The organism is Acinetobacter modestus (assembly GCF_014636095.1).
Lineage (GTDB): Bacteria > Pseudomonadota > Gammaproteobacteria > Pseudomonadales > Moraxellaceae > Acinetobacter > Acinetobacter modestus.
Window position 1 is genome coordinate 170,781 of sequence record NZ_BMDV01000003.1, and the last position, 22,705, is coordinate 193,485.

At 37.6% G+C, this 22,705-nt stretch carries 28 protein-coding genes, 2 tRNA genes and 1 pseudogene; 20 read left to right on the forward strand and 11 right to left on the reverse strand.

The genetic code is table 11. The features are described from left to right. Positions 1–244: 244 nt before the first annotated feature. Positions 245–640 carry a hypothetical protein gene (locus IEV17_RS08945; RefSeq protein ID WP_004659982.1) on the reverse strand — a complete coding sequence of 132 codons (396 nt, stop codon included), beginning with the start codon at positions 638–640 and terminating at the stop codon, positions 245–247. Positions 641–693: 53 nt separating this feature from the next. Continuing rightward, positions 694–1,452 (reverse strand): imidazole glycerol phosphate synthase subunit HisF, encoded by a 759-nt coding sequence (gene hisF, locus IEV17_RS08950; RefSeq protein WP_004659983.1) that lies wholly within the window; start codon positions 1,450–1,452, stop codon positions 694–696. Between the two features lie 101 nt (positions 1,453–1,553). On the opposite strand from hisF, the gene IEV17_RS08955 reads away from it, so the two are divergent. From IEV17_RS08955 to IEV17_RS08970, 4 genes are read left to right on the forward strand one after another with little or no spacing between them, the layout of a single operon-like run. Then, on the forward strand, positions 1,554–2,510 hold the full coding sequence (locus IEV17_RS08955; RefSeq protein WP_004659984.1) for a homoserine kinase: 957 nt from the start codon (positions 1,554–1,556) through the stop codon (positions 2,508–2,510). A gap of 4 nt (positions 2,511–2,514) precedes the next feature. After that, positions 2,515–3,132, forward strand: a complete 618-nt coding sequence (locus IEV17_RS08960) for a DUF1294 domain-containing protein (RefSeq protein ID WP_004659985.1) — start codon at positions 2,515–2,517, stop codon at positions 3,130–3,132. Positions 3,133–3,163: 31 nt separating this feature from the next. After that, positions 3,164–3,556, forward strand: a complete 393-nt coding sequence (locus IEV17_RS08965) for a DUF4870 family protein (protein ID WP_004659986.1) — start codon at positions 3,164–3,166, stop codon at positions 3,554–3,556. Positions 3,557–3,568: 12 nt separating this feature from the next. Further along, a complete protein-coding gene (locus tag IEV17_RS08970) occupies positions 3,569–3,880 on the forward strand; it encodes an antibiotic biosynthesis monooxygenase family protein (RefSeq protein WP_004659987.1) in 312 nt (103 codons plus the stop codon). Positions 3,881–3,902: 22 nt separating this feature from the next. On the opposite strand, the gene IEV17_RS08975 is transcribed toward IEV17_RS08970, so the two are convergent. After that, complete coding sequence (locus tag IEV17_RS08975; RefSeq protein ID WP_427832711.1) at positions 3,903–4,832, reverse strand: DMT family transporter; 930 nt, start codon at positions 4,830–4,832, stop codon at positions 3,903–3,905. A gap of 63 nt (positions 4,833–4,895) precedes the next feature. On the opposite strand from IEV17_RS08975, the gene IEV17_RS08980 reads away from it, so the two are divergent. Next, on the forward strand, positions 4,896–5,447 hold the full coding sequence (locus IEV17_RS08980; protein WP_004659989.1) for a helix-turn-helix domain-containing protein: 552 nt from the start codon (positions 4,896–4,898) through the stop codon (positions 5,445–5,447). 43 nt (positions 5,448–5,490) lie between these two features. On the opposite strand, the gene hisA is transcribed toward IEV17_RS08980, so the two are convergent. The 5 genes from hisA to hisB form a co-directional block, all read right to left on the reverse strand. After that, a complete protein-coding gene (hisA, locus tag IEV17_RS08985) occupies positions 5,491–6,222 on the reverse strand; it encodes a 1-(5-phosphoribosyl)-5-[(5-phosphoribosylamino)methylideneamino]imidazole-4-carboxamide isomerase (RefSeq protein ID WP_004659990.1) in 732 nt (243 codons plus the stop codon). Positions 6,223–6,288: 66 nt separating this feature from the next. Beyond that, the gene (locus IEV17_RS08990) at positions 6,289–6,951 is read right to left on the reverse strand and encodes a 3'-5' exonuclease (protein WP_004659992.1); all 663 of its coding nucleotides are present in this window, start codon (positions 6,949–6,951) and stop codon (positions 6,289–6,291) included. A 95-nt stretch (positions 6,952–7,046) separates the two neighbouring features. Continuing rightward, on the reverse strand, positions 7,047–7,586 hold the full coding sequence (locus IEV17_RS08995) for a DUF805 domain-containing protein (RefSeq protein ID WP_004659994.1): 540 nt from the start codon (positions 7,584–7,586) through the stop codon (positions 7,047–7,049). A gap of 181 nt (positions 7,587–7,767) precedes the next feature. Next, positions 7,768–8,385 carry an imidazole glycerol phosphate synthase subunit HisH gene (hisH, locus tag IEV17_RS09000; RefSeq protein ID WP_004659996.1) on the reverse strand — a complete coding sequence of 206 codons (618 nt, stop codon included), beginning with the start codon at positions 8,383–8,385 and terminating at the stop codon, positions 7,768–7,770. Continuing rightward, a complete protein-coding gene (hisB, locus tag IEV17_RS09005) occupies positions 8,385–8,978 on the reverse strand; it encodes an imidazoleglycerol-phosphate dehydratase HisB (protein ID WP_000194096.1) in 594 nt (197 codons plus the stop codon). Before hisB ends, hisH begins: the two co-directional genes overlap by 1 nt. A 103-nt stretch (positions 8,979–9,081) precedes the next feature. Here hisB and IEV17_RS09010 point away from each other — a divergent pair, with 103 nt between their 5' ends. The 13 genes from IEV17_RS09010 (at position 9,082) to IEV17_RS09070 (ending at position 16,686) form a co-directional block, all read left to right on the forward strand. Beyond that, positions 9,082–9,459, forward strand: coding sequence for a GNAT family N-acetyltransferase (locus IEV17_RS09010; protein WP_004659998.1), 378 nt, complete (start codon positions 9,082–9,084; stop codon positions 9,457–9,459). A gap of 109 nt (positions 9,460–9,568) precedes the next feature. After that, positions 9,569–9,644 (forward strand) — tRNA-Phe (locus tag IEV17_RS09015). Between the two features lie 138 nt (positions 9,645–9,782). Continuing rightward, positions 9,783–9,858 (forward strand) — tRNA-Phe (locus IEV17_RS09020). Positions 9,859–10,091: 233 nt separating this feature from the next. After that, positions 10,092–11,318 carry a tyrosine-type recombinase/integrase gene (locus IEV17_RS09025; protein WP_004660000.1) on the forward strand — a complete coding sequence of 409 codons (1,227 nt, stop codon included), beginning with the start codon at positions 10,092–10,094 and terminating at the stop codon, positions 11,316–11,318. 154 nt (positions 11,319–11,472) lie between these two features. Further along, positions 11,473–12,114: a hypothetical protein gene (locus IEV17_RS09030; protein ID WP_004660001.1), complete on the forward strand. Its 642-nt coding sequence runs from the start codon at positions 11,473–11,475 to the stop codon at positions 12,112–12,114. Positions 12,115–12,252: 138 nt separating this feature from the next. Next, a complete protein-coding gene (locus IEV17_RS09035; protein ID WP_004660004.1) occupies positions 12,253–12,459 on the forward strand; it encodes a hypothetical protein in 207 nt (68 codons plus the stop codon). Between the two features lie 2 nt (positions 12,460–12,461). Continuing rightward, on the forward strand, positions 12,462–12,749 hold the full coding sequence (locus IEV17_RS09040; protein WP_004660005.1) for a hypothetical protein: 288 nt from the start codon (positions 12,462–12,464) through the stop codon (positions 12,747–12,749). Then, a complete protein-coding gene (locus IEV17_RS09045) occupies positions 12,733–13,113 on the forward strand; it encodes a hypothetical protein (RefSeq protein WP_004660007.1) in 381 nt (126 codons plus the stop codon). The genes IEV17_RS09040 and IEV17_RS09045 overlap by 17 nt, the downstream gene beginning before the upstream one ends. An 8-nt stretch (positions 13,114–13,121) precedes the next feature. Further along, complete coding sequence (locus IEV17_RS09050) at positions 13,122–13,337, forward strand: helix-turn-helix domain-containing protein (RefSeq protein ID WP_004660009.1); 216 nt, start codon at positions 13,122–13,124, stop codon at positions 13,335–13,337. Between the two features lie 347 nt (positions 13,338–13,684). Then, on the forward strand, positions 13,685–13,966 hold the full coding sequence (locus tag IEV17_RS09055; RefSeq protein ID WP_034601010.1) for a hypothetical protein: 282 nt from the start codon (positions 13,685–13,687) through the stop codon (positions 13,964–13,966). 2 nt (positions 13,967–13,968) lie between these two features. Further along, positions 13,969–14,265, forward strand: a complete 297-nt coding sequence (locus IEV17_RS09060; RefSeq protein WP_004660013.1) for a phospholipase D-like domain-containing protein — start codon at positions 13,969–13,971, stop codon at positions 14,263–14,265. Positions 14,266–14,267: 2 nt separating this feature from the next. Next, positions 14,268–14,564, forward strand: a complete 297-nt coding sequence (locus IEV17_RS09065; RefSeq protein WP_004660015.1) for a hypothetical protein — start codon at positions 14,268–14,270, stop codon at positions 14,562–14,564. Continuing rightward, a complete protein-coding gene (locus IEV17_RS09070; RefSeq protein ID WP_427832712.1) occupies positions 14,533–16,686 on the forward strand; it encodes a DUF3987 domain-containing protein in 2,154 nt (717 codons plus the stop codon). The genes IEV17_RS09065 and IEV17_RS09070 overlap by 32 nt, the downstream gene beginning before the upstream one ends. A gap of 480 nt (positions 16,687–17,166) precedes the next feature. Here the strand turns inward: IEV17_RS09070 and IEV17_RS09075 are convergent, their stop codons facing one another. Next, complete coding sequence (locus IEV17_RS09075; RefSeq protein WP_004660021.1) at positions 17,167–17,937, reverse strand: hypothetical protein; 771 nt, start codon at positions 17,935–17,937, stop codon at positions 17,167–17,169. Between the two features lie 192 nt (positions 17,938–18,129). Between IEV17_RS09075 and IEV17_RS09080 the strand changes: the two are divergent. After that, a pseudogene (locus IEV17_RS09080) lies at positions 18,130–19,014 on the forward strand (hypothetical protein). 93 nt (positions 19,015–19,107) lie between these two features. Beyond that, on the forward strand, positions 19,108–19,968 hold the full coding sequence (locus IEV17_RS09085; RefSeq protein WP_004660028.1) for a hypothetical protein: 861 nt from the start codon (positions 19,108–19,110) through the stop codon (positions 19,966–19,968). A 13-nt stretch (positions 19,969–19,981) separates the two neighbouring features. On the opposite strand, the gene IEV17_RS09090 is transcribed toward IEV17_RS09085, so the two are convergent. Both IEV17_RS09090 and IEV17_RS17190 read right to left on the reverse strand, forming a co-directional pair. Next, a complete protein-coding gene (locus IEV17_RS09090) occupies positions 19,982–20,386 on the reverse strand; it encodes a hypothetical protein (RefSeq protein ID WP_004660030.1) in 405 nt (134 codons plus the stop codon). Further along, the gene (locus IEV17_RS17190; RefSeq protein WP_004660033.1) at positions 20,379–22,454 is read right to left on the reverse strand and encodes a hypothetical protein; all 2,076 of its coding nucleotides are present in this window, start codon (positions 22,452–22,454) and stop codon (positions 20,379–20,381) included. The genes IEV17_RS09090 and IEV17_RS17190 overlap by 8 nt, the downstream gene beginning before the upstream one ends. Positions 22,455–22,705 lie beyond the last annotated feature (251 nt).

Sequence of the window (22,705 nt, forward strand, 5' to 3'; positions counted from 1 at the left end):
GATGCTTTCATGAGTCATGTCGTGAATTGTCAATAAAATGAGTTTTTAATGTCAATATTTTTGTTCATTTTATAGCTATTTTGATTCAAGCATTTGAAATGCACAGAATTTTCAAAATGACAAAATTCACGTTTACCCTCTAGCGTTGTATAAACGCAGTTTCCATACCTTGCTCAGCAAGGTATTTTTTTGCCTGTTAGTTTTGTAAGTTCAAACCTGTGAGTAAGTAACGTCCATCACTATCTTAAAATTCTGGTGAATATTGAAAACAGATTTTCTGTTTGGGTTGAATTTGAGCCATGATTGGCAAATTTTTAGCAACAGCACGATTACGTGCAAAAACAAAAATTTGTCCTTCTTCTGTTTTAAACTCATATAGTATTTGAGTCCAATTACCATTCTTTGAATAATGCTCAATGCTTTGGTGTTGATTAAAAATTCCACAGTGGTGTTCTTGCTTGGCGTTATTCACTGCAAAATAATAGTAAATTTGATGAGCATAAACGTATAAAAAAATGATACTGGGAACACTTATAAGAGAAATTACAACACTGAGAAAAACAGACTCCTTATGTTTGAGCCAATAGATAATCAGACCTATACAACCAAAAAGAATAATCCAAACTAAAGTTTCATTCATATTTTTTCAGCTAAAGATTTAGGCGTAACTGAAAGCTACGCCCGTTATAGACTTTAGAGACGCATCTCAATCCCTTGCTCAGCAAGATATTGTTTTGCTTCAGGAATGGTATGTTGACCAAAATGGAAAATAGAGGCAGCCAGTACCGCATCTGCACCGCCTTTCAAAATTCCGTCAGCCAAATGTTGTAAATTGCCTACGCCACCTGATGCGATGGTCGGAATATTGACACGATCATTGATTTGACGCATCAAGGCTATGTCATAACCAGCTTTGGTTCCATCGGCATCCATACTGGTAATCAGCAATTCGCCCGCACCGAAGTCAGCCATTTTCACAGCCCATTCAATCGCATCGATTCCTGTGGGTTTACGACCACCGTGGGTAAAGATTTCCCACTTATTTTCGCCAGTTTTTTTCGCATCAATTGCGACCACAATACATTGTGCGCCAAAACGTTGAGAAGCTTCTTGAACAAACTCAGGCGTAAATACTGCTGCCGAGTTGATACTGACTTTATCAGCACCCGCATTTAGTAATAAACGAATATCTTCAACTTTACGGACACCACCACCTACAGTTAAAGGGACAAACACGCTTTCAGCCATACGTTCTACCGTACGGTAAGTCGTATCGCGTCCATGATGGGTAGCAGTAATATCTAAAAAGGTAATTTCATCGGCGCCTTGTTCGTTATAACGACGTGCGACTTCAACAGGGTCACCTGCGTCACGAATATCAAGGAATTGAACGCCTTTGACGACTCGACCATTATCAACATCTAAGCAAGGGATAATACGTTTTGCGAGCATAAAATTTTCCAAAAAATCGCCAATAAAGAAAGGGGTGCTACACCTTCATGGAGGGAACAGGTATTCTATCAAACTTCACAGCTATTTTTTGCAGGTTTTCCATGTCGGTTTATACCCCGTTGAGTTTAGAAGAAGTTCAAGCATTCGCTGAGCCTTATGGTTTAGCGATCATTGAGCTGATTCCAATCCAAGGCGGTATTCAAAACACCAACTATTTTTTGGTGGATCAATCACAGAAACAATATGTTTTAACAGTTTTTGAAGAATTAGATGCTGAAGGGGCAGGTGAACTCGTCCCAGTACTCGATTGTTTAGGGAAGGCGGGTGTGCCTGTGGCTGTACCATTAAAATATGATGGTCAGGCAATTCACAGCATTGCAGATAAACCTGCTCAGATTGCACCGCGCTTGATGGGGGAACATCCTGAAGAAGCCAGTATTAAGCAAGTACAGGCGATTGCCCAAGCGCAGGCAAAATTGCATTTGGCTTTGCAGGGCTTTCCTTTGGAACGTGATTTTAATCGCAATCATCAATACTGGTCAGAAGTGGCAAGCCAATTACGTCCTCAATTGATTCAAGTAGATCAACAACTTTTAAATCAGGTCTTTCATTTATTTACAGTGATTACGCAAACCTACCCAAACCGACCAATAGGCTTTATTCATTCCGATTTATTTCGGGATAATACCTTGTTTGAGGGTAATCAATTACAAGGCATTCTTGATTTTTATGAACTGAATCAAGATGAATGGCTGTTTGATATTGCAATTAGTATCAATGACTTCTGTACCGCTTATCCACAAGCCCATTTGGATATAGAAAAAGCTGAGGCATTCTTAAGTGCTTATCAAAGCATTCGCCCACTGACACAAGATGAATTGGCTTGTCTGGATATTTTTCTAGCAATGGCTGCTTGTCGTTTTTGGAGTATGCGTTTACAGGTTGCACAGAAAAATGCAGCAGAAGGGCGCACAGGTGAAGATATTTTGCAAAAAGACCCCATGGAAATGCGCATGATGTTACAAAACCGTTTACAACAAGTTTTAGGTTTAGGGTAGGAATATGCGAGATCAAGGGCGTTTAGTTGAATGGTTCGATGATAAAGGCTATGGCTTTATTCAACCCAATGATGCACATAAAGATCGTGTCTTTATCCATATCAAAGACTTTGCTCGCACAGGGCCGCGCCCAATTGTGGGGTGTGCCTTGGAATATGTGGTCATTTTGGATGAGCGTGGTCGTTATCGCGCTCAGCAAGCAACTTATTTAAAAGCATCGCAAGTGATTGAACATCGTCGGAAACCGAATACGCCTTCATCGTCTAAGCGTTGGTCAGCGATGCAGATTGGTATTGTGATTTATATTGTATTTATGCTGATTGCGAGCTTTAGCAAGTTATTGCCGCCGTACACTTTGTTGTTTGTTAGCTTGATGAATGTCGTTAGTTATTGGTTGTATGCGCAAGACAAAGAAGCAGCACAATTGGGGAATCGACGCATTCCAGAGCAGACTTTGCATATCGTGGATTCTTTGGGTGGTTGGTGTGGAGGGTGGCTTGCTCAGCAAAAACTGAGACATAAAACACAAAAACAACCATTTCGTAAGATTTATTTCTGTACCATAGTCTTTCATATATTGTTGATATGTTGGTTAATTTCTCCACTCAATGTGTTTTATTGATTGAGGGAGTTTGTTTTGGAGATAAATAAAAATGAATTATTCTGTTGACCAAGATCCGAATCGCACCTTAACTTTGGTGCTCTATGTACTTTATATCATTGCAATTTTTACGGGCGGTCTATTCGCGATTATTGCGTTAATTATTAATTATGTAAAACGTACTGATGTACAAGGTTCAATTTTTGAGAGCCATTTTACTTGGCAAATTCGTACCTTTTGGTGGTATTTGGCTTGGACACTTTTTGCATTTTCTCCTTTTCTGTTATTAATTTTTACTGGAAGTAATCTAGATTCATCTACGATGGTTGTGATATTTGGGTGGATATTCTGTTTTATTACCATTGTTGTTACTTTTATTTGGGGGTTATATAGAGCAATTCGTGGTTTAATCGCACTCAATGATAATCAACCCATGTACCAATAAATTGGATCAACTATGATTATTGAACATGTACATTTAAATATTAAGCCCGATCAAAGCGAGGCTTTTGAATCCGCATTTCAAACCGCGAAAGAGATGATTTATCCAATGGAAGGTTTGAATGCTGTACAGCTCATTAAACATGTCGAAGACCATCATCGCTATATTTTGATGGTCTTTTGGGATCGTATCGAAAATCATACTGAAGGTTTTAGGAAATCGCCTGAATATCAGCAGTGGAAAGTATTATTGCATCCATTCTATGAACAGATACCAACGGTTGAATATTATCAGCCACAGATGTTGTTAAAAAAGAAAACACCATAGATTATAGAAAAGGGAGCACTATTTAGCTCTCTTTTTGTTTTTCTAATAACTTAAATTTCAACTCACTGACTAAAACACCAAGCACCACTAAACACCCACCGAATAACGCCAATAATGGTAATCGCTCGCCTGCAATCCGCCCAAATACACCTGCCCAAACAGGTTCACCTGCATAAATAATTGCAGCACGGGTTGGGTCGACCATTCGTTGCGCCCAGTTCATTACAAATTGAATCAGCGCACTGGCTAAACCAAGACTAAATACTAGAATGCTTAATTGCCATGAAAAATCAGGAATACTGTGTTCACCAATAATGGGCATACTGACAAAAGATAAGCACGAAGCAACCGCAAGCTGAATGACAGTGACTCGTCTTAAATTGACTTTCCCTGCAAAATAACCAATCAAAATAATTTCTAGCGCAATCACAAAGGCACAAATTAAGGTCAGTGTTTGTCCATAGCTTAAACTGATATTGGAAATTCCATTTCCAGTTAAAAGCACTAATCCAATAAAAGCGAGAGCTGTCCCCAACCATGTCATGAGTGAAGGTCTTTTTTGGAAAATAACCCACATTAGAATAGGGACGAGAGGGACGTAAAGAGCGGTTAAAAAGGCAGATTCACTACTTAGAATCGTTTGTAGCGCAATGGTTTGTGTACCATAACCAATCGCAATCACGATACCAATCGCCGTTCCTGCAAGTATTTCTTTTAAAGTTAATCCACGCATTGATTTGATTGAAATGAGCAAGATGGTTAAAGCTGCAACAGCAAAACGACAGCCTACAAAAAACATGGGACTACTAAAATTCAGGGCGTATTGCACCGCTAAAAAAGTTCCACCCCAAATCATGGTAATGAAAATAAGTGCAAATTGAGCTGCTTTGGGAGATTGAGATAAAGTTGTCACAACAACAAACCTAATATGGGAGTGCAATATATTGCACATATTGTATTATTTTAGAGTTTTGTGCAATATATTGCACTAGTATTAATTTAATTGCTGATGTAAATGAGCCAAGCTGAAACTGTTCTACAATATGTAGGAAAAAATATTCGTTATTTCCGCGATCAATCACAACTCAGCCAACAAGAATTAGCGGATCGGGCAGGTGTGAGTCGACGGACTATTGCTGCCTTGGAAACAGGACAAGTGAATATTAGTTTAGCCAAACTGGATGCAATTGCCGCTGTTCTAGCTGTCGATTTTAAAAGACTTGTGAGTAATCCTGAAGTGAGTGAAAACTCAATTGTGAATGCGCTTGCATGGCAAGGAAAAGCTCTAGACAGCCATGCTACACTTTTGGCTGCTGTACCAACACGTACCCAGACTGAATTGTGGAACTGGTCACTTGCGGTAGGAGAGGAATATTGTGCTGATGCAGATCCAATCGGCTGGCGAGAACTCATTTATGTTTTAGAAGGTGAGCTAAGTCTTGAGTTTGAAAATGAAACTCGTGTGATTTGCGCAGGTCAGTCAATGCTTTTTGAAAGTGATGTGAGCTATCGTTATATTAATCGTGGTACAAGCGTATTAAGATTTATTCGTAATGTGTTGTATTAAATAAAAAAGAAGCTACCGAAAAGATAGCTTCTTTTGTACTGAATTAAAGACGATTATCATCCAACAAGAGCTGTGCTTCACGAAGGTTTAATGTGCCTTCATAAATTGCGCGACCTGTAATTGCACCTAAAATGCCTTGCTGACCTTTTAAGTTGCGAACATCATCTAGATTGGTTACACCACCTGAAGCGATCACAGGTAAGCCAGAGTATTGTGCTAAATGAACCGTTTGCTCAACGTTAACACCTTGCATCATGCCATCACGTGCGATATCGGTATAAACAATGCTTGAGACACCAGCATCTGCAAAACGTTTTGCAAGATCAGTTGCCTTCACGTCAGTCACATTTGCCCAGCCATCTGTCGCAACCATACCATTGATGGCATCAATACCAACAATGATATGACCTGCAAAGCGTTTGCATGCCTCTTCAACAAATTCAGGTTCTTTTACTGCTTTTGTGCCAATGATGACGAAAGATACGCCTGCTTCCAAATAGTGCTCAATGGTTTCAAGTGAACGAATACCACCACCAATTTGAATTGGAAGTTCTGGTTGTGCGCGTGCAATTGCTTCCACCACCGGTTTATGAATTGGCGTACCTGCAAAAGCACCATTTAAATCAACTAAATGTAAACGACGTGCGCCTTCATCAACCCAATGTTGTGCAGTTGCGACAGGATCATCAGAGAAAACGGTATCGTCTTCCATACGACCTTGTTTTAAACGAACACATTTACCATCTTTCAGGTCAATTGCAGGGATGATTAGCATGCTTTCGCTCCTAGCGTCATCATAAAGTTTAAATTGGCTACATATTAACAAAGTATTGATCAATCGCTAAGCCTTGTCTGCTGAACCTTGAAGTATTCTTGCAATTTGTTGTCGAATTTGAGGAGGTAGTAACTGCTGATGATATAGGTGTTGGTATATCAACAATGCAGCATAAGCATCGGCGGCAGCATAATTGATTTGTTGAGGACTTAGCTGTTTGACAGACCAGTTTGAAGTGCTGATTTTTTTGCTTTTGACAAAATAGCGTTGGAAAAGTAGAGCAATCGCAGTTTGTACACCGACTTGAGCGTTATAACCAAAACTCGAAAAACTCTTCGAAAGTTCAATCAGTGATTTAGGTTCAATCCCTTTATGGCGAAAACTACTCACATCATTTTTTAAACCAAAACCAACTTTGAGTTGATATTCATTTTCTAAAATAGGCTTTAAGAAATTAAGAATGTCAGGCTTTACTTGGAACAGATAGGCTTTTTCATGTGTTGAAAGTTGAATTAAATGGGGACCTGTAGATTTCTCACCGACTTTGAAGGTCGGTTTAGATTCGGTATCAAATCCGAACACAGCAACGGCGTGAAGTTCAGTTTGAATTGCCATGCATTGTTCGAGTGTTTGAATCACTAAAATATTTTCAGCACTTAGATTTTGAAATGCAGGTAATGCGCGGATTTGTTCTTTACTTAAAAGAGCTGTTGCTTGCTGCATTTCCATTTTTTGAAACTCAAAACTTTTGGTTGAGCTTAAACGGTTTTGTGGCAATGAAAAAGCCAAGTGATACAACTTGGCTTTTTAATGAAGTGAAATATTTATTCTGTATAAGAATGTTGTTGTTCAAATTGCAGTTGCTGACTTTTCTGTATATAACTTTGGTACGCTGGAATAGCAGTCGCCGCGAGTATTAAAATACTAATTGGGAAGAGAATAATATAAATCCACGCTAAAACTTTTTCCCATCCTTTTGTTATACGTGGTGAGCCATAATCATTTGAATTATCATCACCTTTTGCACAACTTAAATAAATAAAAAAGAATAAATTAAAAAGTGGTATTAGCATTAAAAGAGATAACCAACCTGTTTGATTTCTATCATGCAAACGGCGAATAGAGAAAATAAAGCTATAGTAGATGACAGCAATATAAAGAATAATAAAAAAACCAGCAAATATGTAAACGAGAGCACCTGTACCTGTTGAGGAGCTATAAAAACTAGGGATTAATATCGCAGCGATAATACCGACCAATACTAAAGACAAGCCAAGTAACATGTTCCATCCTAGATAGGATAGTCTGCCAAAACGCCCATTTGCACTCAAACCAGAATCATTTGCTTGAAAACTAGATGACATATTATTTTCCTGTAGTCACTGATTTTTAAAATTAATTTTGAAACAACGTGTTGTTTGATTTTTATTCAAAACATTTGCATGATATGCAAAAAATAAAGGTAAATAAATAGAAAATAAAACTAAAAAAATAAAGCCAACTTAAAATTGGCTTTATTATCAAAAACTAAAGTCGTGTGGATGATCAAATATTCCATTCCACAAAGTTTTTTAATAGCTGTAAACCAGCGGTATGACTCTTCTCTGGATGGAATTGGGTCGCGAACAAATTGTCTTTGTGAATCGCCGTGCAAAAATTTACGCCATAATCACAAGTTGCCGCAGTAATGGCAGCATCTTTTGGTTCTACATAGTAACTATGCACAAAATAGAAACGCGCATCTTGTTCAATGTTGTTCCACATCGGATGGCTTGGATCAAGTTGATGGACTTGATTCCACCCCATGTGAGGTACTTTCAAGTTTGGAATTTCTGGAAAGTGTTTAACAACACCGTCAAAAATACCCAAGGCATCGACACCGCCATTTTCTTCTGAACTTTGCAGTAGTGCTTGCATGCCGACACAAATGGCTAATACAGGTTTGTTAAACGCGGCTTGACGTACCACTTCATCGATCCCTGCTTCATGCATGCCTTGCATACAATCACGCATGGCACCTACACCAGGAAATACAATTTTATCTGCTTTAGCAATCAGTTTTGGATCATTGGTCACATCGACAGTTGCACCCACATGCTCTAAAGCTTTTGCTGCAGAGTGTAAATTACCCATACCATAATCAAGTAAAGCAATACGTGTCATTACAAGCTACCTTTGGTCGAAGCAATTGTATTTTCTGCACGTGGATCAATTTCACATGCCATACGCAATGCGCGAGCCAATGCCTTAAACACACTTTCGATCTGGTGATGGCTATTCTTACCCTTTAGATTATCAATATGCAGGGTCATTAACGCATGGTTGACAAAACCTTGGAAAAACTCAGAGAACAAATCGACATCAAACGTGCCGATACGAGCGCGAGTGAAAGGAATATCCATAAATAAACCCGGACGACCAGATAGATCAACAACAACACGAGAAAGTGCTTCATCAAGTGGTGCATAAAAATGACCATAACGACGTAAGCCTTTTTTATCACCTAAAGCTTGCGCAAAGGCTTGTCCCAAGGTGATTCCACAATCTTCAACAGTATGGTGATCATCAATTTCTAAGTCACCATCGCAATGAATATCGATATCAAATAAACCATGACGCTTGATTTGATCAATCATATGGTCTAAAAATGGAACTCCAGTGTTGAGTGTGCCTTGACCTGTACCATCGAGATTGAGACGAACTCGAATTTTGGTTTCGTTGGTATTTCTTACCACTTCACTGATACGTTGCGTCATGGACACGTTCCTCAAAAAACGTCAAAAATGATTGAATTAAAAACCAATATTTCGCTGTGACGAAAAAGTGACAGCATCATAGTTTGCTCAGGAGGGTTTATCAATGCCTATTACCGTACATGCTTACAGTACACTAGATAATCTAGGAATTCGTACTCAGCTCGAGCGACTCTACGATACCAGCCCAGAGTTTGGTGATGGGCAAGATGCAATGGAGCAACTTGCGCAAAATCTACAGCAATATACCACAGTTTATACCGCTGAATTTAACACCAAAATTATAGGTGCAATTTGGGCAACAGGACAAGGTGAAAGCCGTGTTTTAGAATATATTGTCGTACATCCGTCTAACCGCGGACGTGGGGTTGCAGAGCGTTTGGTTGAAGAAGTGTGCCGTATGGAAGAGGAACAAGGTGTAAAGCATTTTGAACCAGGTTGTGGTGCAATTCATCGTTGTTTATCGCATTTGGGCAAAATCTAGAATTAAAGTCTAATTGGTTTGCGATTTGCAGTAAAATTAGACGTTTGATAGAAAAATCCACAAATTTGCTTGACGCACGTGGGTAAACATTGTTTAATACGCCCACTTTGGCGCGATAGCTCAGTCGGTAGAGCAACGGATTGAAAATCCGTGTGTCCCCAGTTCGATCCTGGGTCCCGCCACCATAATTTGTATTTTCAATCCCCGATCCCATCGGGGATTTTTTTTACCCAAAATCGATTGCATGAAAAATGGGCAATCAAATCAAAAGCTCATGATAATTATTGACTATTGAGCTGAGATACGGCTTAATACACCCCATTGGCGCGATAGCTCAGTCGGTAGAGCAACGGATTGAAAATCCGTGTGTCCCCAGTTCGATCCTGGGTCCCGCCACCAAACACATAAAACCATATGCATTAATATAGTGATATATGGTTTATAAAGCCCTGAATTATAATGATTCAGGGTTTTTTTATGGATGTATATAGCTAAATATAATTACATATAGTAGCCGTGACGGTGTATCATCTATTGTATCGTGACTAAAAAATTGAATTCATGATACAAATAATAGAGGTATTTCTTTATGTATCGTGAAAATAAAAATGAACTGATGATACAAGGCTACTATGAAACGTACAGCCATAAAGAAACGTCCGCTTTCAGATACAACGCTTGCAGGACTTGAGCCTGAAGAAAAAGACTATCGAGAATTAGATGGTAGTGGCTTATATTTTCTCGTGACAAAGAATGGTACCAAGTCTTGGCAATTAAGATATAAAAATTCTAAGGGGACATGGACGTGGAAAGGATTGGGCCCGTATCCGCAAGTAAGTGGTTCATTGGCGCGAAAAAAAGCAAGTGACTTTTTAGAAGTACTGGCCAACGGCGGTGAAATAAAATCACAAGCTGAAATAAAGAAGGCTCAAATAGAACAACAAAATAAATTGTTCAAAATTTTAATGGGCGAATGGTTGGATATAAAAAAACAATTGTGGGGCGAAAGTACCTATGAGCGTGCTGTTAAGTCTATAAATAAGCATCTCATTGGTAATTTTGGAGAAAGGGACTATACAACAATCACGCCTCACGAATGGTTAGCATTTTTTGAGGACCTACAAGATACAGGTATCTATAACCAGGTTGATAAATTAATTGGCTGGTGCAGAAGTGCATACGATAGAGCAAAATTTCAGAAGAAAATTATGTTTAATCCTCTAGAGGGGATCAATAAACAGCTTAACTCCAGTGATGGTAGCAATATGAAATATGTTGAAGTACATGAGCTACCACAATTGATTCACACAATCAGACAATATCCTATTCGTAGTACAGCAATTGGTTTGGAGTTATTTATTTTATTATTTCCCAGACCTGTAGAGCTGCGTTATGCAAAATGGGAGCATTTCGATTTTGATAATGCTGTATGGATCAAACCAGCCCAAATAATGAAGAAAGGGATTGCTCACGCCGTCCCATTGTCAAGACAGGTCATTATTTTATTAAGAGAGTTAGAGCAACTCCGAACAGAATCAGATTTTCTATTTCCTAGCCGTGAAAGCCTTAATGAACCTGTATCCGATAATACTTTTAACCAAGCCTTAAATCGTATGGGGTATAGAGGACGCCAGAATCCTCATGGTTTTAGACATATAGCTAGTACGGCGTTGAATAATAAATTTAGTGATAGAGAACAGGTCGTTGAATCTACTCTTGCTCATTTAAAAAAGGGAGTTAAGGGAGTATACGATAAAGGCACACATTTTGAAGAACGTATAGACCTAATGCAATGGTGGGCAGATTACGTTGAAGAAATAACAGACGGTAAAATTATCCAATTCAAGAAGGCTGATTAATGGTCATAAATTCATTCTTGAGTTATTTAAAAGCTATATATGCTGAAATATGGATAAATATAATTTAATATGATTTCGTTGAGTCTAATGAGGCAAGTGAAATAAGTCTTATCAGATTGACTTAACATTTCTTTAGATTCTGGGGCGGTGAATAATGACTATAAATCATGATGGAATAGATGCTGAAATTGATATGTGGACTATTAGCTATCTAAGCGCTCATTATAATTCTGAAGATGATTTGTTAAATGATTTTTATAATCTTTTTAATGCCATAGGTGTGCACGATGAAAAACTAATACATAAGTGTATGGTAGGCATTTTTAGAAGCAAAATTACTCCAACTTCAATTGTTGAGCTTGAAGAAAAACAAAATGAAATTATCGAAGAAATTAGAGAAGCCTCCAAGATTAAGTTAAATAATAGTATTTATATTTTATTATCAGATGCTTATGTAAAGTATCTTACATGGCATTATACTCTCAATGAAGAGAAAATTATTCCTGATGAAGAAATTGAAGATGCTATTAATGCTATTGATGAAATCTTTAGTGCAATAGGGAGAATTTATTCTCTTTTAGCATCTTGTAGTACTGTTTCAAGTGAAACAATACAATCATTGGGTGGGAAAAATAGAGCAAAAAAATATGATGCATATAAAAGTGAAATTTTTACCGAATGGGAGCAAGGGAATTTTCATAGTTATTCAAAATGTGCTAGGACATACTCTGATAAATTCGATTTAAATCCAAAAACAATAGAAACTTGGTTATCAAAAAAATATAAAAAATCATAAATTTAAAAAGTCATCTAAATTACAAGCATAATGCCCATTGTTCTAGCATGATGGGTATTATGCTAGAACAACTATTTTTCTTAAAATAAAACAAACACATACTTACTCATACATATTCATCTGTATGAGGCTAAATAAGTGCAACCAATTCGAATTACTTACAATCAAGCCTGTGAACTTCTCAGTATCAAACGTGCTGGCTTACGATTATTGATTCAACAGGATTCATCATTTCCAAGACCGATTAAATACGGTACATCAAAACAAGCACCAGTCTATTTCGATTATGCCGATCTTATGGCGTGGCATAACGCGCAGAAAACCAATACCGCGATAGAGGCTTGATCATGAAATACATTACTAAAGCAATAAGCCAATTATCAAAAGTCTCTCGTGGTCTAGATCGTTCACATCCTGAATATGAGCCAAAAGACCAAGATACATTAACCAATTACTTACGCCGTGCGATTAAAACAGTTCATAAGTTAGAGCGTAATCATGATGACTTACAAACAGATGTTTGCACCATCCATAGCATGCTTACCTGTCTTTTGTCTGATGTTAAAGATAAGCACATCCCACATGAAGAAATTGTTAATCGATTATTAGAGATTCTTAATGACGGTGATAGATAAGGCTGATTTGCCTGTAGGAATGAGTGTTGAAGACTACAAGCATCTATCAAGTGATTGTCTACTTAAGCTTAGAACACAAGGTATTTACAGCAAAGAAGTTCAACAGTCTTTAAAACTGGTCCTAACACATGCTTCTGACTCTGGCCTCGAAAGCTTTTACCAGTGGGCAAGAGATTTAGGTTTTATTCCTCCAGTGTACGGTTACTTGGATGACGGTACACCAGTTTTTAATGCAAAAGTTACTGCCGAGCATACAGGTTTATCCATAGAAGCTGTGAATCAGCTTATCGAGATTTTAGCAATTAGACGAGAGCTACAAGGATTAGATGCGATTACGCCTGATCAAATAAATAGAGCTCAGTGAGAAAAGAAATGCGTACCAGTCAAATTGAACAAGTTCTTGCTCATTTAAAGCAAGGCAATACGATTAGCCAAGCTGAGGCCATTAATAATTTTAATTGTTATCGGCTTAGTGCTGTGATTAAGCAGCTGCGTAATCAAGGTTATGAAATCATGACCCGATTAGAACCTAATTTAAAAAATAAAGGTAACCACGCACGTTATGAATTAAAAGAGGTGGCAGCATGAATGCAGTAACCTACTTTGATTTTAGATTCAATGCCATTCGAGTTGTCTTAGATGAAAAAGGTGTGTCCAGTTTTGGGCATACCCATACCAATGGTAGTAAGCATGAGAAACATTTTAATGTTAAGCGTGACTGTGACGTGATGTTTAAAGAGCTTGAAATAGATGCACTCAAATTTGAGGGTATCTATTTAGATAGTATGAATCGTCAACAAACTGAGTATTTATTGCCTCCTATAAATATAGCTATAAAACATGGGTATCCGAAATTTTTCACATACCCTCTTAAGGTTTTTCTCAATTTTGAGCTTTGCTTTGAAAACAAAAGCTTATCAAATATTTCTAGCTTAATACTTGCACTACGAAAAGTTCGTAGTTATAGTTACTTCGCTTTGAGCAAAATCTCAAGGCTAGTCTTGGCAGACTATACCAATAAAGGCGTACATAGTCCGCATCGGGCTTTTTTTGTGCGTAATATCTCTATGCATTCGCATGTTATGGCGAGGCTGGAGAGGGACATATTTATATGTGCAGGTTTCCTTTATTGCCTGTCTGCCAACCCTTTTCAGCTTTGCCACCTAAATTACTTGGCAGTAACTGGCAAAGCTCCATTAAATAAAGGAGCGCATTAATCATGCCTAAAACAAATAATTTAGTTTCCGCATCTTCTACGACATTCCGTAGTAATTCACCAGCTACATTTTTTGATAAACCTAAAGATGCCACTCCACAAGATTGCAAAGAAGTCGCTCAGACGTTGGTTGATCAAGCACGTTCAGTACTAGCAGTAATTAATAAACAAGATCCTGATACAGATTGGTTGTTTATCCAGATCGGGTTAATTCAAAATCTTTTATCTCAAGCAAGTGCAGCTATGTACATGCTCGATTTAGATCAAGTTGTCCTTATGACTCAGCGTGAGGAGGCTTAATCATGTCAAATAATAAGTCGATAAATACATATGATGCAGGTGACATGGCCGATGCTTATGCAAATGGGCGAGAATCATTGCAATGGCTTTCTACACTAATCGATCAGATTGGAAGTGAATTTGGGACTTTACAAACTATATGTAACGAACACGGCGTACATGAAGCTAAATTCAAGAAACTAAATAGTTTGCTTAATTTGGCTGATTTTTTGGCTTTAAATCGAATGGATAGCTTTGCTCGATTGAAAGAGATGTATGACGAAGAATATGAGGAGGCAAAGCGTGAACGCGAAAAATAAAGCCCCATTATTAATCACTGAAGATAATCAGATTTCCCAGAAACAACAAAGCCCACTTATGGGAGTGGGCGAAGTTGCAAGCGATTCAATTATTGAAGCACTTGAAGATCAAACTAGAATTTTATTAAACGGCAATCCGTTAAAAAAAGCAATGGTTTTAATACATGGTGGTTGTTCACCTGAAGTACGCCGTTCAGTCATTGAGGATGCATCTCTATATGGTGAGTCAAGTCCTGAGGCCCTCTATGGTTTGGCAGTATTTGATCTATACAATGAGCATTTACAACCAACTGGGGCAGTATTTACCAACCCTACTATCGATGGGTTTAAGGATATTGTATTTGGTCATGGTGGTATGTACTTCAATCGATGTAAGATCAATCAATTACCTTTACTTGTGACGGATGACCCGGTACTCGCATTTAAAACGGCGTATCCAGTTTATGCGCCGTATCAAGCAGACAAGATCAATTCATATCAGCTTAATGCATTACTAAAAGTACATCCTAATCTATGTGTAGTTGCTCCAATTCATCAAAAAGATGACATTCAACGCCGTTACACTGACTTTAACGTCAAAATGGTGTTTATTCCTGAACCTCCATTAATCGAAATGGCTCAGGATGAGCTGGATGACATGATTAAACAGGCTATTGAACAGGAAAAAGGCATTATCTGGGATGAAATTATCCCCTTGGATAGTTCAGGAACCAGTAAAGCTCAACCCTATCCATTGCACGCCTTACCACCTTTGTTACAAGGAGCTGCTAAGGCAATTGCAGAGTATGTACAGGCACCAATTGCAATGACAGCTCAATGTGTCATAGGCGCAATTTCTCATATAGCTCAAGGTCATGTGAATGCACCACATCAATTTAATACCCACGGCGAACCATGTAGTTTATTTTTACTGACTGAAGGGCAGAGTGGTAGCCGTAAAAGCACCAGTAAAGGATTAGCTGACAAGGCTATTATGGAGTTTGAACGTGAAGCATATGATGAATACAAAGATGCTTATCAAGAGTGGAAAACAATACAGGCAGGGCTACCTAAAGTAGATCGAGAAGCATTCCTAGCTGAAAATCCACCACCGCATGACCCCAGCACATTATTTAGTGATGGCACGCTTGAAGCTGTTGCAGGTTTATTTATTGATGGTGCGCTAAGAAATGCTTCTATTTCAAGTGATGAAGCTGGTCAATTCTTTGGTGGCCACACAATGAAAGGAGATACCAGGACTCAAGCATTGGGAAGCTACACTAAATTATTCGATGATGGCTCTATTCAGCGGACTAGATCAAAGTCAAATTTAAACGGTAGTGGTAGGGCCTATGAAGTACGTTTGACATTTAATCTACAAGGGCAGCATGAGGTCTTATCGGATGCACTTAAAGATGATGTACTGAGAGAACAAGGCTTTTTGCCTAGATTCATTCTTTCAGTTCCTGAAAATTTGGCAGGTACACGACTACAAGATAGCGATTTTGCAGATAAGTCGGCAAATCTGGACCATCGGTTAATTGCTTATTGGGAACGCTGTAAAACACTGTTAGACCCATGCCCGATGCCTTTTAATACCAATGCACAGGCATTGCAAGAGCGCCGTGTTATACAGCTAAGTAGTGAGGCAAAACAGATTGATTTAGCCTTTTACAATGAGTGTGAGCAACAACAAGGCAAAGGTTGTAAGTATGAGCATATCCAACCATTTGCTAGTCGTGCAAGCCAATTGGCACGGCGATTAGCTACAGTATTTGCTTTCTTTCAAGGTGAGGGTGAAATCACAGAGAAAACCATGCAGGGCGCTTGTGACATTATCAAACACTCATTAGGTGAATGGTTACGCTATGCTGAGATTGAGAGTAAAAAGGAGAGTGATGCACAGCATTTATTGAATTGGCTTATTAAAAAATGTGAGATGGACAATCAAACGCAAATGCTTTATCAATTGGTTCAAAGTCGCTGTATACCTAAATATCTTAGAAAAAAAGAAATATTCGAAATGACAACTAATGAATTGATTGTTACAAACCATATCGTAGTGTCTAAGGATGTTAAGCGACTTGTATTAATCAACCCTATCTTATTAAAAATAAATAAGAAGGGGAAAGTGGGAAAGTAGGAAAGTGATTTATTAAGTTTATGATATAAAACACCTTTTAATATTCCCAACAATTTATAAAAAGGGAAAGTGGGAAAGTTATAACAGACAGACTTTCCCACTTTCCCTTTAGTAGATTTATAGAGGAAAGAATAAATTTTATAAATATCAATAGTATACTGGTTGATTTTCCCACTTTCCCGACTTTCCCATAATTTAGATAAAAATATCAAACCCTTGAAATTTAGGAGTTGCTGCCATAGACCGATGCACAGAAAATACAGAATGAATAAAAATATCGCCATTACGAGGATATTTCTTACATCAATACTTTTTACACCCAGTCTATTAAGGCGCATTTCTGTATATCAATATGCTTTTGGATATCTGCTCAATCCAATTTTGGATTTACCGTTGAAATCAATAACAAAGACCGCCTAGGCAGTCTTAAGGGTTAGATTTTTAAATCCAGCTCTTTTTGATTGAATCATAACAAGCTTATTATGAATATAGATCCATCTTACGACCTTTGCCTATGGACTTCATTCTTTTACGAGAAGCATTTACGGAATGGGCTTTCAATTGAGCCTTTTTAGTTGCAGCGCGTTGTTCGGCTGATTGGCGTATTTTTTGATTACCTATGCGCTTATTCACTAAGATTTTAGCACCGTTGCGAATAGCGAAATGCGCTTTGTAGTGAATTTCACGACCACCAACATTTTTTTTCGTTAATGTGCCATTGGATAATTCTTTACCAGTTGCAGCATCAAAACCTTTCTCTTCATCTGCTTCAGATGGAGTACCATAAATAAATTCACGTTCAAACGTTTCCAACGGCTCGCCGTCATTAGGCATGTTTGCAATAATAGTAGCTGTTGCTGCTTCAATCGCATCGTCAGCAGCTTCAATATCGATATCGAAAATAGTATGAATAGCGTCTTCGCTTACACCAAATGAGAGAAATGCATCTATAACACAATTAGTTAATAGTTGATGGTAAATATTTTCATCATCACCAACACCACCCAGAGCTTCAATAATCAAAGCATCAAGGCAATCAGTTGGTAACTCATCGTCAGCGAGGCTATCAGTGCTAATTGTCTCTACTAGGGCATAAATGATATTTAAAGCCTGTTGGCGAACCTCTTCAATGAAAGCGTCTATTTCGCGCTTAAGGAGTACATGAGATTGATTCTTTTGAGCTGAGGAATCAAAATCGCGTATAAGGTTTTGTCGTGGTTTCTGGTTAAAAGGGTTATCTGAACCAAACATTTTTTCACACCTATTATTAATCAAGACATCATGGCTATCAAAAAATATTAAGTGAAAATTAACCTGGTATTTATTCTAAGTTCCAGCCTTGGGTACGGCGCATTATTTATGCACTTCAGTTAAGTGGAACAGAAGCTAAATCTATAAAAATCTTGATTGAAAATGTCCTGATACTTTTAGGAATAATTTTTAATGAAAGATTTATCAATGGTCCGAGCTGCAAATGAGCCAATAACGACTAGACCAGAAGATTTTAGTGCGGATCCATTTTGGGGAACTGTATCAAGACATAAATTTGCAGAATTTAATTTATGCTCAGTGATTCGAGAAGAAAATACGAATGAGCCTACGGTAGTAGTAGACACAAGTAAGCCAACAATACGAGCTCTTTTGGTAGATGGCGATAAAACAATAGAGAGTCAATGGCAAACACCATTTGAGAATTCAAATCCAGAGTTGAAGATGCCAATGTTAATGGCTGGTTTACAAACTGGTGAGTCTGTTGCAGCAATAGGTCTTATTGCGCAGAATACGGGACAAAAATTACTAGGCAAAGCTGCCAGTACACTAGGGGATGCTATTTCACCATTTTCAAATTTAGCTAAATCTGTTGTAGGAAAAACAAATTTAAATAAAGTAAATACTACACAAGTATTCCTTTCTACATCAGGTGTTCGTTTAAATTTAACTGTATTTTTTATTGCATTAAAAGATGCGAAAAAAGAAGTCGAAAATAAGCTTATGTATCTTGAGTCTTAGGCTTTACCTAAATACTTATCAAGTCAGTCTGTTCTAACAGATGTATCTGCTGCAGTTGCAAAAGGTGGTTGGAAAAATGCTGCTCAAGGATTATTTTCAGGTGAAGTTCCTCCATATGTATCAGTCACTACACATGGAAAGACATATATGCCTTTTATCTTGGAAAGTGTATCTGCACCGATTGTAGCTCCTATCGATAGTGAGGGTAATCGACTCAGTCTTACTGTGAACTTAAGCCTGATTAGTCGTACTGCTTGGGATGCGCAAGATATTTTTGATTTGTATGATCCTGATTCTTCCATGAGAAATATTAAGTGATGTTTTGATTAAAAATATTCTCATAATGTGGCAACTAATTAAGCTTAAATTCACTGTAAGGCTTAATTAGTTATATAGCTTGGAATGCTCAAGATGTTTTTAATTAATACAAATATAAGCCTCAATCTAAAAAGCAGGGGTTTTAAGAAAAATGAATTAAATTTGACGCTCCTAAAAATTTGGGAACGTCAAATTATCAATGGCCACACGCCGTATAAATCTAATAGAAAAGGCTCTAAAGTATCATCTGGAAATAATAGAGTTAGGGCAAAAAATACTCCTACGCAAATCAGAACTAAGAAAAATGACAGGAAATATTTTAGAGATTTGAACTATAAAGAAAGTCTCTTATTTACGATGACACGTAAGTTAAAAGAAGCTCAAAATATAGTGAATGAAGTGAACCAATACGGCAGTAATGGCTTTACTTACAATTTTGATGATGGTTTATCAGTAGATCCGTTAATTTTTAAACGTTTGCCTGAACCATTGAAGACCAGAGTGCTAAACGAGATTAAAAGCATAAATAGATTATTCCAGATTTCATATGAACTAGAACTACAAACACGCCTTTATAACGCTTATTTTTACTTGATGGAAATGAAATGGCAAAAATACAAAATATTGAACATACCCTTAACTGAAGCACGTATCTCGGCGCAAGAATGGCGTGAATATGCTCTAAATGAAATTATTTGCTGTCAAGGTGCCATCATTAAGATTGAAAATAACCTAATTACTCGAGGGCAGTTCATTTATTACTACCATAATGATACTCAGTACATTATGAGTGATGTAGAAAAGCAAGGGGAAAGGCTTTTCTTGAAAGATGATTATAAGATTAGCTTCAGTGAATGGCTTAAAACAGATCGTTCGATTTCATTAGAAATGAGTGACCTAAATTTAACTTTTCCGTTTAATGGTCTGATATGTAAAAAACAAGCCCAGTATTAGGGCTTATTTGAATTTAGTTTCTCTTTACACAAATATCGGTAGTTTTATCTTTTGTTATGTAACATGATAATGAGTCCGAGTTAATAAGCTTAATATCATCAATTTTATTGTAGAAAAGATTGCGGTGATAATATGTCGCATCTTTTCCGTTTAAGCTAATTCCACATTCAATATTATTGTCACTCTTTTTATCGTAACAAATCTGGGTTTCAGCTTCATAAGATTTCTTACCAATCTGCATTGATTCATAAGTGCCACCAGCACCATATCCAGTGGATAAGATACATGGTGAATGGTTTATTATCTTATCTCCTTTAAATATATAACAAACAGCAACTTTTTCACCTGTTGGGGCAGCATAGGCAATATGATGAAATGATACTATTGCAAGCATATAAACAATATTTCTTTTAAACATTCCATTTATCCCCCATCCCAAGTCCGCCTGTAATCGCGTGAGCTAACAATCTGTTGCTCACATTTTGATTGATAGTACCACTATTTTGATTCGTAACAACAACTTCCTGTGGTGTAGGTGAAGTTAAAAACTCTTTTGCTGGTAGTATATTAGTTTCAATTTTTGGTTGACTATAATTTGCTGCAAGATTATTTGTACGTGCTGCTACAGGTTTAACTGAGGATTGCATATTCAAAACAGGTACATTGTTTTTTGCTTTTTGTATTATTTTTTCAGCACTTTTTGGGGTTAATAGTTGGTTAGAAATATTATCTGGAGACTTAATGGCTGGATTTTCTATAGGTGTATTTTCAAAATATTGGCGCTGATGTGCTTTAAAAGCTGGATTCAATACCATTTCACCTTTTTCTATAACTTTATTATTATTTGTATCCCATAAAGGGTTTAAGTCATATTGAGAGCTTCCTTGTTTATAGCCATAGCCTGTTACAGCTGTGTAAGCATCAGCAATTGAACGTTTACTTTTTCCATCGAAACCACGATCTTTGTAATATTTTTCAACATAGACCATTTGCTCATCGAAAGACAAATTACTAAATTGATCTCGTGTCATCCCATAATATGTACCATTATTATAATTTCGACTCTTAGAAGCATTTTTACCCATAAATTGAATTAATCCAGTAGCTGAAGAATCTGGATTTTTAGCTTTGGGGCTAAAAGTGCCACCTGTCTCAAATGAAATTATTGCTGCAAGATCATTGGGCTCAACACCAATTCTATTAGCTACTTCTGCAATTTTCGTAGCTTTTTCTGGTGTAAAATTTTTACTACTATATGTCAACGATTGTTTAGACTGCATTTCCCCTACAGCCCCAAACGGCGTTGCACCTTTACCATTAACACCCTGCCCACCGTATCGCTGTTGGTAAAGAATAGAACCTGGTTTATTCTCCTTCATGAATCCTTCAATCCCAAGCATACGAGCAAAACGGTATACGCCGTCATTGGAGTACCATGCCGGGTTTTCTTTGCGATATTTGTAACGCTCAGCATCGGCAAGGCGGTCGTTTGTCTCTATGACCTCTTTTGCTGCATCATTGCCAAGTAAAGCAAGCGTACGAGCTGTTGCGTTACCAATGAAATCATTAACGGCTTGCCCTGTTTCAGTTTCATCTAACTGGTCATGAATTTTAGTACCTAGATAAGCACCAACTGCGCCAGCAAGGGCAGTCGCTAATACAGGTCCTAAGCCTGTAACGGCAGTGGCAACAGTTGAACCTATGCCAGCCAATGCCATTGGTAGCATTTTCAATAACCCAAACAAGCCTCCTCCATTATTATTGGCAGCAATTTTTTCTAGCACTTTGATTAGCTTACGATTGTGGTCACTTTGTTCTTTTGGTAAAGGTTCATTACGTTTGCGTGATTTCATCCACCCCGTTAAAGGACGAAGCATAAATCCAGCTGCTCGCTTAACTGGTGTCAATGCTGTGACAACTTCATTCATTGCATCTACTGTAGGGTCGGTGCCATGTGCATTAACCGCCGTGTTTCTTATTGTATTAACAAGCGTTTCAGCAATTTTGCGGAAAGGTTGCTTTGTTTGACCAGTAGATAAGGAATGTTGAGAAGTATCTTCGGTTTTCTTGCTCCCGAACTCACGTATAACATCTTCAGTGCTGTTAATTTCAATCGCACGGCGTTTAGGCTGCGTTATGGATTGTGACTTGATTTCGGCTGTTTTATTGGACTCAGCTATTAAATCTTCAATTGATTTAGCAGCTCGATTGAGCGCCGTTGTAGATTTTTTACTTGAATGAATGAAGTCATCTAGATCAATAGCTGGTTTGTTAGCATCAAGGATAGCTTGTTCAAATGCACTGAGTTTAGGCTGTGAATTACGGTGTTTAATCTCGTCTAAGCAAGACTCCAATATCTTTTTGACGGAGTCCATTTCATTCACTAAAGGATTGAGTGCTTGTTTTTGATAAGAAATAAAACCTAGAGCATCATATTGGAGTATGGTTTTTTCCTTTTCATCATCATTATTGTTACGGCTGCTCATAGTGAAATCTGCATTAAAAGTCTTATTTAAATCTTAGCTTGGCCATGTCTTATCATTTTTTGTAGTTCCACTTATAAGAGGGGAGAAAAAAGCGAGTAAATCGGATTCTTTTGACTAGTTTTTTGACCAGTTCAAGTGATGAATTATTTATTTTTATTCATAGTGTTATGGAAGAATGGAACTAGTCAAAAAAAATATTAGGATTGAAGATATTCTTTAGTTTGTTTGGCATTTGAAATGACGGGCTTTTT

Coding starts and splice junctions, on each gene's coding strand:
- IEV17_RS08945 (WP_004659982.1), bottom strand. CDS start 640: ATGAATGAAACTTTAGTTTGGATTATTCTTTTTGGTTGTATAGGTCTG.
- hisF (WP_004659983.1), bottom strand. CDS start 1,452: ATGCTCGCAAAACGTATTATCCCTTGCTTAGATGTTGATAATGGTCGA.
- IEV17_RS08955 (WP_004659984.1), top strand. CDS start 1,554: ATGTCGGTTTATACCCCGTTGAGTTTAGAAGAAGTTCAAGCATTCGCT.
- IEV17_RS08960 (WP_004659985.1), top strand. CDS start 2,515: ATGCGAGATCAAGGGCGTTTAGTTGAATGGTTCGATGATAAAGGCTAT.
- IEV17_RS08965 (WP_004659986.1), top strand. CDS start 3,164: ATGAATTATTCTGTTGACCAAGATCCGAATCGCACCTTAACTTTGGTG.
- IEV17_RS08970 (WP_004659987.1), top strand. CDS start 3,569: ATGATTATTGAACATGTACATTTAAATATTAAGCCCGATCAAAGCGAG.
- IEV17_RS08975 (WP_427832711.1), bottom strand. CDS start 4,832: ATGTGCAATATATTGCACTCCCATATTAGGTTTGTTGTTGTGACAACT.
- IEV17_RS08980 (WP_004659989.1), top strand. CDS start 4,896: ATGAGCCAAGCTGAAACTGTTCTACAATATGTAGGAAAAAATATTCGT.
- hisA (WP_004659990.1), bottom strand. CDS start 6,222: ATGCTAATCATCCCTGCAATTGACCTGAAAGATGGTAAATGTGTTCGT.
- IEV17_RS08990 (WP_004659992.1), bottom strand. CDS start 6,951: ATGGAAATGCAGCAAGCAACAGCTCTTTTAAGTAAAGAACAAATCCGC.
- IEV17_RS08995 (WP_004659994.1), bottom strand. CDS start 7,586: ATGTCATCTAGTTTTCAAGCAAATGATTCTGGTTTGAGTGCAAATGGG.
- hisH (WP_004659996.1), bottom strand. CDS start 8,385: ATGACACGTATTGCTTTACTTGATTATGGTATGGGTAATTTACACTCT.
- hisB (WP_000194096.1), bottom strand. CDS start 8,978: ATGACGCAACGTATCAGTGAAGTGGTAAGAAATACCAACGAAACCAAA.
- IEV17_RS09010 (WP_004659998.1), top strand. CDS start 9,082: ATGCCTATTACCGTACATGCTTACAGTACACTAGATAATCTAGGAATT.
- IEV17_RS09025 (WP_004660000.1), top strand. CDS start 10,092: ATGAAACGTACAGCCATAAAGAAACGTCCGCTTTCAGATACAACGCTT.
- IEV17_RS09030 (WP_004660001.1), top strand. CDS start 11,473: ATGACTATAAATCATGATGGAATAGATGCTGAAATTGATATGTGGACT.
- IEV17_RS09040 (WP_004660005.1), top strand. CDS start 12,462: ATGAAATACATTACTAAAGCAATAAGCCAATTATCAAAAGTCTCTCGT.
- IEV17_RS09045 (WP_004660007.1), top strand. CDS start 12,733: ATGACGGTGATAGATAAGGCTGATTTGCCTGTAGGAATGAGTGTTGAA.
- IEV17_RS09050 (WP_004660009.1), top strand. CDS start 13,122: ATGCGTACCAGTCAAATTGAACAAGTTCTTGCTCATTTAAAGCAAGGC.
- IEV17_RS09060 (WP_004660013.1), top strand. CDS start 13,969: ATGCCTAAAACAAATAATTTAGTTTCCGCATCTTCTACGACATTCCGT.
- IEV17_RS09065 (WP_004660015.1), top strand. CDS start 14,268: ATGTCAAATAATAAGTCGATAAATACATATGATGCAGGTGACATGGCC.
- IEV17_RS09070 (WP_427832712.1), top strand. CDS start 14,533: ATGAGGAGGCAAAGCGTGAACGCGAAAAATAAAGCCCCATTATTAATC.
- IEV17_RS09075 (WP_004660021.1), bottom strand. CDS start 17,937: ATGTTTGGTTCAGATAACCCTTTTAACCAGAAACCACGACAAAACCTT.
- IEV17_RS09085 (WP_004660028.1), top strand. CDS start 19,108: ATGTTTTTAATTAATACAAATATAAGCCTCAATCTAAAAAGCAGGGGT.
- IEV17_RS09090 (WP_004660030.1), bottom strand. CDS start 20,386: ATGTTTAAAAGAAATATTGTTTATATGCTTGCAATAGTATCATTTCAT.
- IEV17_RS17190 (WP_004660033.1), bottom strand. CDS start 22,454: ATGAGCAGCCGTAACAATAATGATGATGAAAAGGAAAAAACCATACTC.